Annotated in this window: 11 protein-coding genes; 1 reads left to right on the top strand and 10 read right to left on the bottom strand. The window is 52.7% G+C overall.

Translation table 11 applies throughout. The features are described from left to right. Positions 1–55 precede the first annotated feature (55 nt). From JIG40_RS19395 to JIG40_RS19385, 3 genes are all read right to left on the bottom strand, one after another. Complete coding sequence (locus tag JIG40_RS19395) at positions 56–979, bottom strand: diguanylate cyclase (RefSeq protein WP_233275433.1); 924 nt, start codon at positions 977–979, stop codon at positions 56–58. Between the two features lie 19 nt (positions 980–998). Further along, positions 999–4,799: a response regulator gene (locus JIG40_RS19390; RefSeq protein ID WP_199465890.1), complete on the bottom strand. Its 3,801-nt coding sequence runs from the start codon at positions 4,797–4,799 to the stop codon at positions 999–1,001. Between the two features lie 227 nt (positions 4,800–5,026). Next, entirely contained in the window at positions 5,027–5,506 is a 480-nt protein-coding gene (locus JIG40_RS19385; protein WP_172571486.1) for a L,D-transpeptidase family protein, read from the bottom strand. Positions 5,507–5,810: 304 nt separating this feature from the next. Between JIG40_RS19385 and JIG40_RS19380 the strand changes: the two genes are divergently transcribed. Continuing rightward, entirely contained in the window at positions 5,811–7,928 is a 2,118-nt protein-coding gene (locus JIG40_RS19380) for a GGDEF domain-containing protein (protein WP_199465889.1), read from the top strand. Positions 7,929–7,944: 16 nt separating this feature from the next. On the opposite strand, the gene JIG40_RS19375 is transcribed toward JIG40_RS19380, so the two are convergent. From JIG40_RS19375 to JIG40_RS19345, 7 genes are all read right to left on the bottom strand, one after another. After that, on the bottom strand, positions 7,945–8,664 hold the full coding sequence (locus tag JIG40_RS19375) for an SIMPL domain-containing protein (RefSeq protein WP_199465888.1): 720 nt from the start codon (positions 8,662–8,664) through the stop codon (positions 7,945–7,947). A gap of 73 nt (positions 8,665–8,737) precedes the next feature. Beyond that, positions 8,738–10,399: a BatD family protein gene (locus JIG40_RS19370; RefSeq protein ID WP_206769426.1), complete on the bottom strand. Its 1,662-nt coding sequence runs from the start codon at positions 10,397–10,399 to the stop codon at positions 8,738–8,740. A gap of 2 nt (positions 10,400–10,401) precedes the next feature. Beyond that, a complete protein-coding gene (locus JIG40_RS19365; RefSeq protein WP_199465886.1) occupies positions 10,402–12,318 on the bottom strand; it encodes a VWA domain-containing protein in 1,917 nt (638 codons plus the stop codon). After that, entirely contained in the window at positions 12,311–13,279 is a 969-nt protein-coding gene (locus JIG40_RS19360) for a VWA domain-containing protein (RefSeq protein ID WP_199465885.1), read from the bottom strand. Before JIG40_RS19360 ends, JIG40_RS19365 begins: the two co-directional genes overlap by 8 nt. After that, positions 13,266–13,751, bottom strand: coding sequence for a DUF4381 domain-containing protein (locus JIG40_RS19355; protein ID WP_038128037.1), 486 nt, complete (start codon positions 13,749–13,751; stop codon positions 13,266–13,268). The genes JIG40_RS19360 and JIG40_RS19355 overlap by 14 nt, the downstream gene beginning before the upstream one ends. Positions 13,752–13,758: 7 nt before the next feature. Beyond that, a complete protein-coding gene (locus JIG40_RS19350) occupies positions 13,759–14,685 on the bottom strand; it encodes a DUF58 domain-containing protein (protein WP_047462036.1) in 927 nt (308 codons plus the stop codon). Between the two features lie 9 nt (positions 14,686–14,694). After that, the gene (locus JIG40_RS19345) at positions 14,695–15,651 is read right to left on the bottom strand and encodes a MoxR family ATPase (protein WP_020329806.1); all 957 of its coding nucleotides are present in this window, start codon (positions 15,649–15,651) and stop codon (positions 14,695–14,697) included. Positions 15,652–15,856 lie beyond the last annotated feature (205 nt).

The following is a 15,856-nucleotide window of genomic DNA, read 5'->3' as shown; positions in this document are numbered from 1 at the left end:
GTTGAATCATTCGGCGTGACAATGTCACGTAGCGTGCGGATTTCGCGCAAGCGGACTACAACACTTCGGCGTGCAAAACTTCGATGCAACTGCGGTTTCGACCTTCCGCTTTGGCTTTGTAGAGCATGGTATCTGCCAGTATCAGCATCGCTTCGGCGTCGTCAGGCAGCTCTCCTGGTAAGTAAACCGCGCCGCCAGCGCTGACCGTCAGCAGCGAGGTCGGAGAACCAATGTGGGCAATCGCTTCTTGTTCAAGCTGCTGCTTGATGCGCTGAGCAATACGTTCCAAACCTCTCTCATTGGTATCGGGCAGTACCAGCACAAACTCTTCTCCGCCATAACGGGCCACCATGTCCGCCGAGCGCAGACAGCTCTGTTTGAGACTCTGCGCCACTTGGCGCAAACAGTCATCGCCCGCGATATGGCCGTAGCGATCGTTGTACTGCTTGAAAAAGTCGATATCAATCAACAGCACACCTAAGCTTTCCTGCTTGCGAAACGCATGGCCCATCTGAGCTTCCATATACTGATCAAAATGGCGACGCGAACTGATGCCGGTCAGGCCATCAACATAAGCCAGTGAGCGCAGCAAATCCGACTGATGTTTCAAGGTCAGGTGCGCGCGGACGCGGTGTTTGAGAGTATTGGCGTTGATTGGCTTTTGCAGAAAATCGACCGCACCCGCGTCCCAGCAGGCATTTTCATCATCCTGATCAGTCAGGGCGGTGACGAAAATCACCGGAATGGTGGCGATGTCCGGATCGCGCTTGAGAATCTTACACGTTTCCCAGCCGTTGATATCCGGCATCAATACATCCATCAGAATCAGATCGGGTTTGTGCTCGCGGCACACGGCGATCGCCTGCTGGCCAGTTGTGGCCATCAGGACGTCGTACTCATTCTTCAAAAGCTGGTAGATCAACTGAATATTGGTCGCCTGATCGTCGACGACTAACACGGTGAATTTGGGTTCTGTCATTAACTCTGGGGAGAAAGAGTTATGATGCATCGGCTAAGCCTTTTGTCTTTTTAATTTGTCCTAGGATTGCAGCCGCCTGATCGAACGCCAGATTCTGCATATGAGTAGACAGCTCCGCTGTCTGATATGCATCAATATATTGAAGTTGCTCGGAAATTTCATCAAATAAACTCATCGCCGCCATGTTTGACGTCTTCAGATAATGAACCAGTTGCTCGATTTTTGAATCCAGTTCCGGAATTTCGTCTGCGGTTTCAGTCGATTTCTCATTGTCCGCCGTGAGCAGCTCATAAAGATTGTTGAGTTTTGAGCGTGCAACCAATACTTCGGCCAGTAGGCTACTGTTGCGCGGAATGACACTATCTGGGTCTTGCGCACAATACTGTTCGGCTTGCTGCAGTTTCTGTGCTAGTGAGGTCAGACCGCAACTGGCTGCGCCGCTTTTCAGGCTGTGGTAGAGCAAACGCGCCTCTTTGGCGGGAAGTTCCTGCTGTTGGAACTGAGGAATAGCCTGCTGAATATCATCGGCAAATTGCTGTACTACGCGAGCGTAGATGGCTGTGTCGCCAAGGCGTTCAATTGCAGACATCACATCAATATGTTGAGTTTCACCATATTGCAGAGCAGCCTGAGTCAGGTCCTTCAACTTAGTCTCAGTTTCCGTTTTGTGTTCTTCCGGCGGCGACAGTTGACTGGTGTATTGCAGAATTTTTTCTGCCACTTCGCCAATGTGGAAAGGTTTGGCAATATGATCGTCCATGCCAGCGTTCAGACAAGCGACTTTGTCTTCTGGCATCGCGTTCGCGGTCATGGCCAGAATCGGTAAGTCAGCAAAATGCGGGATCTGACGAATACGGCGCGTGGTTTCATAACCATCCATCCCAGGCATCTGTACATCCATCAGTACCAATGAGAATTCTTGTTGAGTGAGGGCCGCCAGTGCTTCGGTGCCGCTCTCCGCTTCTACAACGGTAGCCCCTTGCTGACTGAGAAGCTCGGTGGCGACCAGACGGTTGGTTGAATTGTCTTCCACCAACAGCAGTTTCAGGCCAAGCAAAGCTTGTGACTGGGCTTTATAACCAAGTTGTTCATCACGTGGCTTATTGCGGTTATTGACCACGTCCAACAGGGTATTTTTCACCATATCAGGCGTTACTGGCTTCACCAGCAGCGCATCAAGCAGTGATTGAGTATCTTCCAGATGTTCATCCAGCAGCTCACGCCCAAACGCAGTTGCCATCACTACTTGTGGTGTCTTTTTCAACGTGAGTTGGCTGCGCACTGTCTGGGTCAGACTTAACCCATCCATGCCCGGCAGTTTCCAATCAATAAACAGCAGGTCAAACGGCTGAAGGTTCGCATCGGCCTGTTCAATCAGAGGCAAAGCCTGTTCGGCATCCGCCACGGAAGTCACCTTGCAGCCGAACCGCTTGAGCAGATCATCGAAAATCAAACGCGCGGTGTTGTTGTCTTCCACGATCAGAACATTGAGACCATTAGGCAGTGCCGCCGCTGGTTCGGGTAACTTCCACTCTTCAACGCAACCCAAACTGACCGTAAAGCTAAATTCACTACCGACGCCTAGCTGGCTTTTTACCTCGACCGTACCATCCATCAGGCTGACCAGATGCTTCACTATAGACAGACCCAGCCCAGTACCGCCATAGCGACGGCTGATGGACGATTCGGCCTGGCTAAAGCCTTTAAAGATCACGCTTTGCTGCTCGTCCGTCATGCCGATGCCGGTGTCGGTAACGGTGACACGCAAAACGTAGTGATCAGCGGTGTGTTCAACCGTGCTGATGGCGACTTTCACTTCGCCTTCTTCGGTAAACTTAATCGCATTGCCCGCCAGATTGAGCAGGATCTGGCGCAGGCGCAGGCTGTCACCAACCAAGTACGAAGGCACGTCTTCATCTATTTGATAGATGATCTCCAGATGTTTGTGTTGCAGGTTAGATGAGAGCAGAATGCCGGTTTCGTGCATCAGTTCCGGCAGAGAAAATGGTTGCTGTTCGATCTCCATTTTTCCGGCTTCCACTTTCGAAAAGTCGAGAATGTCATTAAGCAGCACCAGCAGGGATTGCGCGGCATTTTGCGTCTTGTTGAGGTAGTCGCGCTGCTGTTTGTTGAGATCGGTATTCTGCGCGATTTGCAGTAGTCCCAAAATCGCATTCATCGGCGTGCGCAGCTCATGACTCATGTTGGCCAGAAAGTCTGATTTAGCGCGGTTGGCTTGTTCCGCCTGCTCCTTGGCTTCTGCCAGTTCTTTTTCGCGCTGTAGCATGTCGGTTAGGTCGTCAGCGATGCCGAGGTAACCTAACGGCTCCTGGTTATCGTCCAGCAGGCAACTGACGATAAGGCGGATTGGAATGTGATGGCCGTTTTTGTGTACGTAGGTCCAGCGGGTGATGTCGACGAATCCAAGGCGTGCTTTTGCTACAAATACATCAAATCCGGGCTGAATATTCTCACCTAGCTCTGAAGACAACTGTTTTGCGCGCGCGGATACTTCTTCCATCAGATGAAAACGTGAAGGGGTGCTGACACCAATCATTTCCTTGGCGGTGTAGCCAAGTAACTTTTCCGCTGAAGGGTTAAATACGGTGATAATACCATCGAGATCGGTAGCGATGATCGCATAGCCCGCACTGCTGAGAATGGTGCGTTGCAAGGCGTTAATTTTCGCCATCTGTTGGGTACGTTCGATAACTTGCAATTCAAGGAGGGCGTTGGCTTCTTTGAGCGCTTTTTCCGTTGCGAGTGCGAGCTCTGCTTTGTGTTTGGTTGCTTGCGTTCGGCGCATGGCAATCAATTGGATACTGAATACGATCAGCATCATGACCAGCGTACTGCCCAGAATTTCACGATAGATATATTCGTTAGCAGGCAAAGGCAATGAGTCAATAAAGCTTTGTTTTGCGGTTAGATTCAGTGACCAATCGCGTCCGAACAACCAGATGATCTGCTGAGTATTATATGAGGTAGTGGCATCATCGGTGCCACGTGAGAAAAACGGCAGCGGCGAACCATTGGTGATATCGGAAATGCTCAGTGTGACATCATCATTTAGCCCTGAAACGGAGCTGAGCACTTCATCGATTAAGATCGGCGCGTAACTCCAGCCTGCCAGCTCTTGCAAGCGCTGGTCGATACGTGCCGGCACTTCGTTGTGCTGGTAAATCGGCATCAGGATCAGAAAGCCTTGTTTGGTTTTCTTGCTGGCTTGTACCAAAGTGATGGGGGCAGTAAGGCGCACTTCGTTAAATCGAGCGGCATTCAGCGCTGCCTCACGTCGCATCGATTCGGAGCCGATATCCAGCCCCACTGCTTGCTTATTGCGGTTTTCCGGCTCTATGTACTGAATCACAAACAGGCTGTCGTTGTGCGCCGTCAGCGTGCGAATATCAAAACTGTTGTCAGGACGATCAGCGCGTGCCTTGGCCACAAAGTCGTCTTTTTGGTCGGGCAGGATAAAGCGGATAAAACCGAAACCACGCGCACCAGGAAACTCCAATGGGTAATCGCGGGTTTTGGTGTAAGCCTGCATTTGTGCGTAATCAAAATTTTCGAGGCGGGAGGTCATCACAGCGCCACGTACGCCGCGAATACCATACTGATACAGCGTGACTCGTTCGACCACACCTTCGCTAATTTGTTTGAGACGAGCGTCCAGCTCACGCTGAATTGTCTGGTGATTTTGCTGTTGCTGTTGACTATCCAGATAGGACGCCACCAGATACCCTAAGGCGAAAATAATGAGGGGCAGCCAAAGAATATTGAGCAGATTTTTATAAATGGGGGGCATTGGCGCTGGCATTGTTCCCTTGGACCTTTCCCTGTGGTTAACGCTGCACTCGGACGACTGTTTATTCCGGCGTTAAAATGAATGAGCGTCTAAAGTACATGAAATATTATGTATTTTTAACAATTACTTTAGCTCAATCACGGAATTAGCGCGGCGTTTTACCGCTGATTATATAGATAGAAATCACACAATGACGCACGTTGACGTGGCGCTAACAGCAGAACAAGGAAGTTGGTGGGTTACCACTGAATCTCAATCGGAGTACCGATTTTGACCAGACTCAAAAACTCGTCCATCTCCTGATTGGTGATTGCAATGCAACCATTGGTCCAGTCAAAGCTTTGAATAAACTCGGGGCTGCCGGCATAACCCGTCTTTAAACCGTGAATTTTAATCTCGCCGCCCGGATCTACGCCCAGTGTCTCAGCGCGGTGTTTATCGCGCAGATTGGGGTAACTGATGTGCATGGAACGATAGAAGTGGGAATGCTCGGTAACGAAATCGAGGTAGTAGCGGCCTTCCGGTGTGCGCTGATCGCCTTCCTGCTGTTTGTGCCCTTTTGGCGATTTGCCCAGCGCAATTCGAAATTCACGGATCACCTGACCATCGTCGATGAGATACATACGACGCTTCGATTTATCCACTTTGACCAATTCCACATCGGCCAGAGCGGAGCAACTGAACAACAAGAGCAGCAAAAAACAGCCGGATTTGAGCATAAACAGGGTTCCATCAGCAGTGCCATTATTATGAATGCAGAGCAGGGGGGGATGCCAGTAATGATTTGGCCTGACTCGAAAAGTGTGGAATTACTTTGTCTTACATTTGCGAAGCGGGGTTTTTACTGGCTATTGTCTGAAAAATAATTGGAAACAAGATCTCAAAACTGTTGTTCGGCTCCAGAATGCAAAAGTTCGCGCGGCGGATTTGCGGCGCGCTTAACATCGGTAAGGTGAAGTGATTGAAGCTGAACGGGCAATTTTCTAATTTTTCCCTATTCAATCAGACATATCAGGCTCTCTTATGCTCTCTCGGTCCTTGCTGAAAACACTCTCTGCCTGCCGCAACTATGCGATGCTGGCAGACGAGACATTTGCTTTTCTGCAACCCCTGCTGGCACCTTATGCCATGCTGGTCTGCTACGCGCCGTCGTCTTCACATCAACCGGAATCGCTTTTCAGTTGTGGTAGGAATACCCCGCTGAGCGAGTACCCGGATACCTTCTGGTCATGGGCGGCGCAGTTTGATACCTCTGACACGCTGATCCCGCTTGCCACCAACACCTGTGGCTGGGACTACTACTCCTTGCTGGGTGGAGAAAGCTATATACTCACGCTGGATAATCACAGTCAGCGGCGCATGTATCTGCTCATTCAGGCGGTTGATGAAGACCGGGTGACGCAGATGCTCAAAAGTGGAGAACTCGACAGCCTGCAACTGATCGCGGCGCGCTGGCAATCTATTCGGGCGGAAACCGATGCGGCGCAGGAGTTTAAACATCGCGATATTCGTGAAGCCAAGTATCGCGATGAAATTACCCAGCGTGAAACCTTTATCGACAACATGAAGCTGGTGCATCAACTGGCGATTGAACTGGCGAACCCAGACAGCCTCGATGCCCTGCACCGCGCAGCGGTGGAAGCGGTGCGGGATCGTCTCGGTTTTGATCGCGCGGCGTTCTTTTTGCTGGATATGAAAAAGCGCTGTTTTATCGGCACTTACGGCACCAACGAACACGGCAAGACCATCAGCGAACACCACAATCAGTATGATCTGCATCAGTTGGAAGCGCGTTATCTGGCGGCGATTGCTGACGGTAATTCAACGTTAGTGGTGATTGAAGAGGCGCCACTCTATACCGCCGGGCAGGTGATTGGTCAGGGCTGGAACGGCATGTTGCTGCTGCGCGATGGTGACGACGTGTTTGGCTGGATCGCGATGGATAACTTTCTTCATCGCCAGCCGATCGATGAGTATCAGAAGCAGATGCTGGAGTCGTTTGGCTCGCTGCTGGCGCAAATCTACATTCGCAAACGTCAGGAGCAGAACGTACGCATGTTGCACGCTAGTATGGTGGAACTGTCGCGCTGCCTGACGGTGAGCGACGTGTGTAAATCGGCCGTGGCGTTTGCCATCAACCGAATGGGGATTGATCGCATGGCCGTGTTTCTGACCGATGAATCCTGTACTTATCTGCAAGGCACGTGGGGCACCAACATTCAGGGCAATATTGTTGACGAGTCCTATTTCCGCTCGACGGTCGAAAACAATGACATTGTGGCACTGGCGCGCAATCATCCCAGTGATGTGGTGTTTAAAGAATCGGTGCCGATTTATCACGACAGCCGCATCGTCGGTTATGGCTGGACGGCGATGACCATGTTGGCGGACAAAGGAAAACCGATCGCCTTTATCGCCGCTGACAACCTGATTCGCCGCTCGCCATTGTCGTCGCAATTGCGCGATGTGATTCGTATGTTTGCCTCCAACCTGACCGAAGTGTTGTTGCGTGCCAAAGCGCAGCAGGCGATCAGTGAACTGAACGAGAATCTGGAACGTGAAGTGCGTAATCGCACGCGCGATCTGCAAAAAGCCAATGAAAAGCTCGATCTGCTGGCCAAAATGGACCCGCTGACGAGATTGGGCAACCGCCGCATGCTGACCCATCTGCTGGAACAAACCTGCGAGCGTCGGGACGCACGCTGTGTCGATTTCGGCGTGATTCTGCTCGATATTGACCACTTCGGTCTGTTCAACAACCAATACGGGCATCTGGAAGGAGACATCGCGCTGATGCGCATCGGCAACATTCTCAGCCAGCATACGCCAGCACACAATGAAGGTTTCTGCCGCATTGGCGGTGAAGAGTTTATTTTACTGTTGGCGGATCACTCGCCACAGCAGGTCGCGGCGTTGGCTGAGAGCATTCGCCAGAGCGTTGAGCGGGAACAGATTGCCCATTGTTGCAATCCGGATGGGGACTGGCTGACCGTGTCAATTGGCTTTGCCGTCGCGCGTATTCAGCCGAGCGAAATCCAGTTTGACCAGATGTACACTCAGGCTGATAAAGCGCTCTATGAAGCGAAACACGCTGGCCGCAACCGGGTCGTGGGGGAGAGCAAAACGGCCTGGTCTAATTGATCAGGCCTGATTGGTATCAGTCAGAAAGGAAATATTCCACGGTCGAGACGACGCGCACTTTTTTCACATATGGCGTGTTGTTGTCGCGATCGACAATCGAGAACTGGCCTTGTGTCGCGCGTTTAATTTTGCCCAGACTGCTTTGCGAATCTTTGGCGAATTTCTCGGCCACTTCTCGCGCCTGTTTGGTCGCTTCTTCGATCATCGCTGGTTTGATGTCATTCAAGCCAGAAAACAGATATTCCACCCGATTGTTGTAATTGTCCTGATTAAACACGATGCCCTGTTTACCGAGCTGACCTATCTGGCTTATCGCCTGACGGACCAAATCCAAATGCGTGCTGTAGACGGTTAAGGTTTGCGTCGCGAGATAGCGGTATTCAATCCGCGCTTCGCCACCATATTGCTGGGCTTTTTTATCAATCACTGCAGGGGCAGAGATTGAAATCGATTGGGTGTCGATACCTTGCTGCGCCAGAAACTGCATCACTTGCTGAGTTTGTGCATCTAGAGTGGTGAACAAGGTCGGCAGTTCGTTATCGGCAAGCGTGAACTGGATGGGCCAAATCACGGTGTCGGCCGGCACTTCACGTTCCGAGAGGCCTTTTACCGTGACGATGCGGTCGTACTCTTTGAACTTCACTGCGGCTTGTTCGACAAAGTAGCCCAGCAGTCCCAGTCCGAGCAGAATGCTGATCCCCATGGTCAGCGCCGATTTGGTATTCAATTGTGTCATGGTCTTCTCCTGTCAACCCAACTCCGACAGCGTAGACCAAACTGTCGGAGTGGAGTTAGGCGGCAGATCACGTTCATAGGCTTGCTAACGGCGATTTGACCTGCTTTTTACGTTTCGGTTGCTGCTTGTGAATGGCTTTGGTTAACCGTTTGAGTTCGCTGCTGTTGTTTTTGCCCGGCAGAGCGCCATAGAGCGACTGATTGAGTTCGTGCAGCGCAAGCGTCAGCTGCGCGGTTTCAGCATCCGTTAACGTCACGTGTTGCATCCAAACGTTCAACGCCCGCGAAATGGCGATGCCATCATCACGATTCAAAGTCTGTTGCAGCTGTTCATAAGGCGTATCTGCGACTGACTGAGCTGCGCTTTGCGGTGCTGCTTTGCCTGGCGAGGACTTCCAGCGCCAGGCCAGCCCCAGTGTGGCGAGCCACAACAGCGCAAACAGCGCCGTCAGATAGGGCCAGAATCCAGCATCGTTAACCGTGATCGTCTGCACTTGCGCAGGCGTTGCAGGAAGTGGTGTTGACGCGGTCACGGTGCCGGGATCGCCCGCGGCGACGCTTAAAGTCAGGCCTTCTGCTGTGGTGGTTTTCTGCGCTTTGGTGACGGTATCCCACCACTGCATCGTTACTTTGGGCAGCGCAATTTCACCGCTCTGACGCGGGATCAGTACCTGTTTCAGCGTCATGGCGACATCGCCGCTATCCAGTGTGGCGAACTGCGGTTTTTCATCATACACCCGCACAGAATCCGGGTAGCTGAGGCTGATGTTGGGCAACTGTTCCTGAGTCAGACCCGTGACCTGAACCGTTACCTCTCGGCTAATCGAATCGCCCACTTTGGTGGCGAAATGGCTGCCGCTAATGGGTTTTCCCTGGCTGTCGAGCCATTGCTCGCTAAGGATGAGTTTGCTGGTGGGGAGCCAAGCTCCCTGATAGTCGGCTGGCTTGGGATCGACGTGCAGGGTGTAGGTTTTCGGCGTGGTTTGCAGCGGCACAATACGCGTGCTGCCGCTGTAACTGCTGCCGTATATCAGCGCACCTTTGAAGCTCGGTTCAGTCAGCGTGAAATCACCCGCCTCACTGGCGGTGATACGAAAGTCCTGATCGACAACCGTGACCTGAATTCCGTCCATCACCGTTTGGTACTGATTCGGCTCACTGGCCGCTTTCAGCTCCATTCCGTCGACAGAAGGTGGCGCGATTTTCGGATCCTGTAAACGGCGCGGATCGGCCTTGATGATCAATCTGGCTTTAAACAGCGCACTTTCGCTCGGATAGAGTGTTGAACGTGACAGTTGGCTGCGTACTTCGACCAGATCATCGCTGTTGGGGGCTTGTTCATCCTGCGTAACTTGCAGCGCGATCGGCTGCGTTCTGGCCCCATTGAGTTCAAAACTCGGAATGGTCACCACGCCGAGACGGTTCGCGGCCAGCGACACGGTCCATTCGCTGCGGTTACTGCGGCTGCCGTTAATGATATTGACTGATGAGCTGAAACTCGGACGACTCATGAAGAAGTCTTTGTCCAGAACGCTGAAGTCGATGTCGTCACCCGACGCCTTCTGATCGCTGACGACGGTCAGTTGAAACACTTCGTTTTTGGCCACTTTGTTTTTGCTGACACTGGCATAAAAGTTAGCGGCTTGGGCTGATAAGCTGACGATACACATCAGCAGCGTGCTCAATCCGATTACAAGACGATTGAGCGTTGAGAGACGAGGTTGTAACAATTTCATGATCACCACTTCTTACCTTGCGTTTGTGGAGGCTCTCTGTCTTGCGCCTGCAAATAAAGCTGCGCGCGCAGTAGCTGGCTGGGGTCGCGAGCACTCTCAACCTGTTCGAGTTTTCTTAGCTGCGGATCGACGCTCTGAGTCGTCGGCTGTGCCTGAGCGGCCACGTCTGCTTGAGACTGAGAATGCGCCTCGGACGGTTTTGGCGATTGTGCTTGGCTCGCTTGGGCCTGCTGCTCACGGTCAGATTTCGTTTGCGATCCTTCAGGCGTATTTTGCTCAGCCTCTTGTGGCTTTGAACTCTGTCCTTGGGAACGTGGCGGCTCGCTCTGCTGGTTTTGCTGTGAATTGGCCTGAGACTCAGACTGGCTGGCGGAATCTGAATTTGGCGCCGAGTGATTCGACGACTGAGACGGATTTTTCTCGTCTTTGGCTGTTTGTGACGACGAGTTTTGCGAATCCTTGCTTTGATCGCCGTTTGAAGACGATGGATTTGGCTTTTGCTCAGAACCCTGCGACGATTTTTGTTGCTGTTGCTGTTGCTGTTGCTGTTGCTGTTGCTGTTGCTGTTGCTGTTGCTGCTGTTTCAGCGCCTGCTCAACCACTTGCAGGTTGTGTTTGGCATCCGCGTTGTCAGGCTCGGTTTGGAGTAACTGTTGGTAGAGATCGCGCGCCTTTTCCAGTTGACCAGCTTGGGCGTAGGCATTGGCCAGATTGTATTGGGTGCGGCTGTCTGGCTTCGCAACCTGAGAAAGTGCGTCAATCGCGCCTTGATAATCTTTCGCTTCATAACGGGCGATGCCTTGCCACTGCGGGTCAGAAAATTGCTCGGCGGCATGCTGATAATCTTTCTGCTCAAAGGCCTGCATGGCTTGTTGGTCGCGGTTTAACCATGGAGAAGCTTCAGCCGTCGGCGTGTGCAAACCTAAGGTCAAGCCCAGCAGGGCGACAAAAACAAAACCGCGTCTAAACAGCAGTAGGACGGGAGCAAGCAGCAGAACGACCAACCAGTAGCCGTTATTGACCTGATCGCTGATAGTTTGTGCATTTTTACTACCCGTTATCGGTTTTTCACTGCGTGTTTCCGCCAGAATGCGCTCGACATCCGAACCGTCTGCACGATAGGGGGTAAACACCCCATTCACCGCTGAAGCCAGTGACTGCATGGCAGCAAAGTCCGTTTTGGCCACCACAGTCTGGCCCGCATCGGTTTTGAGCAGCGACCCGTCATCTAGCGGAATAGGGGCACCCGCTTGTGTGCCGATACCGACAATCATCAGTGTCCAGTTTGTGCCGTCGAGCAGCGCGCGAATTGCTTTGCTTTCACTCGAGTCGAGATCGTCAGCCAGCAAAATGATGTCACCGCGATTGAGCCCGGCGTTTTTCAGCATTTCAATCGCCAGTTTGACGCCGCTGGCGGCATTGGCGCCGGGAAATGGCATGATCTCAGGCGACAGGTTGGGCACCAGGTTGGCAATCGTCGCGCTGTCGCTGGTCAGCGGGCTGACGGTGTAAGCATCACCCGCGTAGGCCACCAGAGCCGTACTGCCTTCCTGCCAGCCTTTCAATAAATCCAACACCTTGTAGCGCGCCTGCGCCAGTCGGTTGGGTTTGATGTCTGTGGCGTGCAGCGACAGCGACATATCCATCACCACGACTCGTGCGCTGCTGTTGCTGTAGCTTGGGCGCGGCTGTTTCTCAAAACTCGGGCCCGCCAATGCCGTGACGGCAATCAGCCAACTGAGTCCGAGCAGATGCAGCGCACCGCGTTGGCTTTTCGGGCTGGCAAGACCGAGAGCGGAGGCAAGGTGCGGCGCAATCAGCGTTTGGTTTTTCGCGCGGCGGCTCAGCCACAAAACTAATCCGCCCAATGGGATCAGCGCTAAGAGCCATAACGGGGAGAGGAAAACAAAATCAGACATAGTTTCTCCTCATGATCATCAGAATAACGGACAACAACAGGGCCAGAGCCAGCGGATAACCGAACCATTCGCTTTGAGGGCGCCAGGTCTGGCTGGCTTTGCTGATCGGTTCAAGCTGGTTAATGGTGTCGTAAATGTGTTGCAAATCCTGCTGATTGCGCGCGCGGAAGTACTGACCGCCAGTCTCATTGGCGATCGCCTGCAGGGTTTTCTCATCCAAATCTTCAGCCGTGTTGACTTTACGGGTCATGAAGAATTCTTTGACCATCATCTCCCCGGCACCGATGCCGACGGTATAAATGGTGGTGTGGTATTTCTTCGCGATTTTGGCCGCTTCCATTGGATCGAGCACACCCGAGGTGTTGCTGCCGTCGCTGAGCAGAATCATCACGCGCTGCGGTGCGTCGCTGTCGATAAACGTTTTGGTGGCTAAACCGATTCCTTCACCGATCGCGGTTTTGGTGCCTATCAGGCGCAGTACGGCTTGGTTGAGCTGTTGGGCGATCGTTTGACGATCCAGTGTCAACGGCGTTTGCAGATAAGCGTGGTCAGCAAAAAAGATCAGACCCAAGCGGTCGCCCTGACGTTTGGCAATAAAATCAGACAACACCTGTTTGACAGCGCTGAGACGGTCGATGAACTGATCACCGGATTTCATGTCCTGCTGGCTCATGGAATAAGACAAATCGACCACCAGCATCATGTCGCGGTGTTTGGGCGATGTGGTGACGGGTTCGCCGTACCAGACGGGCCTCGCTGCGGCGGTCACCAAACAGAGCCAGAGCGCAATGACCAGAGTTTTCGCAAGCCATTGGCGCGGAGCAATTGCCTGATTTTGTTGAGGAAGGTAGGGCAGTTGAATCGCTGCCCTTTCTTTTACCGGAGGTAAAAAACGATAAACAATCAGCGGCAGTGGCACCAGAACAAACAGCCACCACCATACGAATTCAATGTTTGCCAATGCTCACAGGTCTCCTTTTCTTGGGCGGCAAAGCATCATTAACCCATTGGTAGCAGTCAGCGACCAGCGCATCGGCGTGTTCGACTTTCTGCTTTTGATACAAGGCTTGCTGCCACACATTCTCGTTCGGAACAAACAGTGGACGGCCGACCTGAGTATCCAGGAAGTTGTACCACTCTTTGCCCGTCAGATGGGCGATTTCTTCGCGAGGAAAATAACAAAGCGCCGCTTGTCTGAGCAGTTCAATCGCCGAAGAAGGCGTCTGCTTCAGATGCGGATTGAGCAGACGCAGAGCCGTTTTTTTCGGCGCCATGCGTTTACGTTTCCAGCGAATCATCAACATGATAATTACGACAACCGCAATAATGCCTGCCGCTGTTGCCCACCAACCCCAGGCCAAAGGCCACCAGGACGGTGCAGCAGGCAGATGCAAAGCATTAAGATCAAGGGATGTCGATGATGTTTCCTTCATATTTTTATTATCCGGACAGTTGTTGCAGCAAAGGGATCTCACATGTCAGTGAGCGGTAATCCATCTCCATAGATTGGCTCAATGATTTTAGTTTTTCTTTTTGAGATTCAAAGGCTTTTTTGATACCTGTGCGCGTACTATTTATCGAAAAGTTGAGCCAGCGCGTTTGTTGGTTATCTCTTACCCGTTCCACACCCCGAAAAGCGGTGTTCCCTTGCTCGAGCGGATCATAAATATGCACCAGACGAACGCGGTTATGCTTGCGCAGCTGGTTGAATAATGGCTTAAGTGAATCGTCGTACCGCACGAAGTCGCTGATCAAAATGACCTCGCTGCCTTTGGGGCACATGCGGTTAAGCACTTGCAGTGCGTTGTGCAGCGGCGCTTGTTCAGGCGAGAGACTACTGAGCGCTGCTTGCTGCGCACTGACTAACTGCGCCATTAACTGCAATGGCCCTTTGCGGCGGCTGGTGGGTTTGAGTTCAATCTGCTTGTTGCCCAAGTCAATCACCGCACCAACGCGATCTTTTTGTGCCACGGAGAGCCAGCTGATCAGGCTGGCGACGTGCGCAGCTTGCACGGATTTCAGCATCAGCTGCGAGCCAAACTGCATCGACGCACTTAAATCGATGTACAGCACCACTGGCTTTTCCCGTTCTTCGGTAAACAGCTTGGTGTGCGGTTTGCCCGTGCGCGCCGTGACCCGCCAGTCAATGGCACGAATATCGTCGCCGGGTTGATATTGGCGCACCTCGGCAAAATCCATTCCGCGGCCCAGGCTGCGGCTCTGATGCTGACCGGACATTTGCGTCCATAAGCTGCGCGCCGGCGGAAGCCAGCGTACGCTCTGCTGCTGATACGGCAGCAGCTCTTCGAGGCTCAGCGTTACGCCATTAGCATGGGGTGGCAAATGATGAAGCGGTGTCGTTGCCATGGTTCGACCTTATGCGCTGCCGACCAGAGACAATAAGTGTGCAATCACCTGATTCGGATGCACGCCTTCCGCCTGCGCCTGATAAGTCAGCAGCAAGCGGTGACGCAGCACCGGAAAAACCATCGCCTGCACATCATCCGGGCTCACGAAATCACGTCCGTTCAGCCAGGCGTGTGCGCGGGCGCAGCGATCCAGCGCAATCGTCGCACGCGGGCTGACGCCCATTTCAATCCATTCCGCCAGTTTGGCGTCGTACTGCGCAGGGTGGCGGGTTGCCATCACCAAACGAACCAGATACTGCTCAATCGACTCCGCCATATGGATAGCGAGCACCTCTTGGCGCGCTGCGAAAATTTGTGCCTGAGTAACCAGCGGTGGCGTCGCGGTCGCGGTGCCCTGAGCCTCGCCACGATTGAGGCGCAGAATCGCCAGCTCGTGTTCGGCACTTGGGTAATCCACATCCAGATGAAGCAGGAAGCGGTCCAATTGCGCTTCCGGTAGCGGGTAGGTGCCTTCCTGTTCAATCGGGTTCTGAGTTGCCATGACCAGAAACAGCTTTGGCAGACGGTAAGTCTGACGACCGGCGGTAATTTGCTTCTCGGCCATCGCTTCGAGCATCGCCGCCTGCACTTTCGCGGGCGCGCGGTTGATCTCATCGGCCAGGATCAGAGAATTAAAAATCGGTCCGGCCTGAAAAGTGAATTCACCGGTTTCCGGGCGGTAGATATCGGTACCGGTTAAATCGGCGGGTAATAAATCGGGCGTAAACTGAATGCGGTGAAAATCGCCTTCGATACAATCGGCAAGAGATTTGACGGCGCGGGTTTTGGCCAGCCCGGGAGGGCCTTCCACCAGAATATGGCCATCGGCGAGCAGCGCGACGAGTAGCTGTTCAACCAGCGATTCCTGGCCGATGACTTGTTGATTCAGATAGGTCTGTAGTGTTTGAAAAGTCTGTGACTGCATGAAACCCAACTCTCCTTGGCGTTTGTATACCCTTCTTACTCTGGGCATTTAGTGAGTCGTTTGTAAGAAAAGTTCCGCAAAACTTCGACAGAGAGTTTGTTTGGCGAAAAGTTGGTCATTTCTGAACATTCTCGACCATGCTTAGCTCTGGGTGATTGGCCGCGTATTGAACGGATTGTGGCCAAATTTGTGAAACCAAAGACAT

The organism is Vibrio sp. bablab_jr001 (genome assembly GCF_016464285.1).
Taxonomy (GTDB): Bacteria; Pseudomonadota; Gammaproteobacteria; order Enterobacterales; family Vibrionaceae; genus Vibrio; species Vibrio fluvialis.
The sequence above is the reverse complement of the archived record's forward strand: the minus strand, read 5'-3'. Positions and strand labels throughout refer to the sequence as shown.

Excerpts from the sequence above, each read along its gene's own strand:
- JIG40_RS19395 (WP_233275433.1), bottom strand. The coding sequence starts at position 979 with ATGACAGAACCCAAATTCACCGTGTTAGTCGTCGACGATCAGGCGACC.
- JIG40_RS19390 (WP_199465890.1), bottom strand. The coding sequence starts at position 4,799 with ATGCCAGCGCCAATGCCCCCCATTTATAAAAATCTGCTCAATATTCTT.
- JIG40_RS19385 (WP_172571486.1), bottom strand. The coding sequence starts at position 5,506 with ATGCTCAAATCCGGCTGTTTTTTGCTGCTCTTGTTGTTCAGTTGCTCC.
- JIG40_RS19380 (WP_199465889.1), top strand. The coding sequence starts at position 5,811 with ATGCTCTCTCGGTCCTTGCTGAAAACACTCTCTGCCTGCCGCAACTAT.
- JIG40_RS19375 (WP_199465888.1), bottom strand. The coding sequence starts at position 8,664 with ATGACACAATTGAATACCAAATCGGCGCTGACCATGGGGATCAGCATT.
- JIG40_RS19370 (WP_206769426.1), bottom strand. The coding sequence starts at position 10,399 with ATGAAATTGTTACAACCTCGTCTCTCAACGCTCAATCGTCTTGTAATC.
- JIG40_RS19365 (WP_199465886.1), bottom strand. The coding sequence starts at position 12,318 with ATGTCTGATTTTGTTTTCCTCTCCCCGTTATGGCTCTTAGCGCTGATC.
- JIG40_RS19355 (WP_038128037.1), bottom strand. The coding sequence starts at position 13,751 with ATGAAGGAAACATCATCGACATCCCTTGATCTTAATGCTTTGCATCTG.
- JIG40_RS19350 (WP_047462036.1), bottom strand. The coding sequence starts at position 14,685 with ATGGCAACGACACCGCTTCATCATTTGCCACCCCATGCTAATGGCGTA.
- JIG40_RS19345 (WP_020329806.1), bottom strand. The coding sequence starts at position 15,651 with ATGCAGTCACAGACTTTTCAAACACTACAGACCTATCTGAATCAACAA.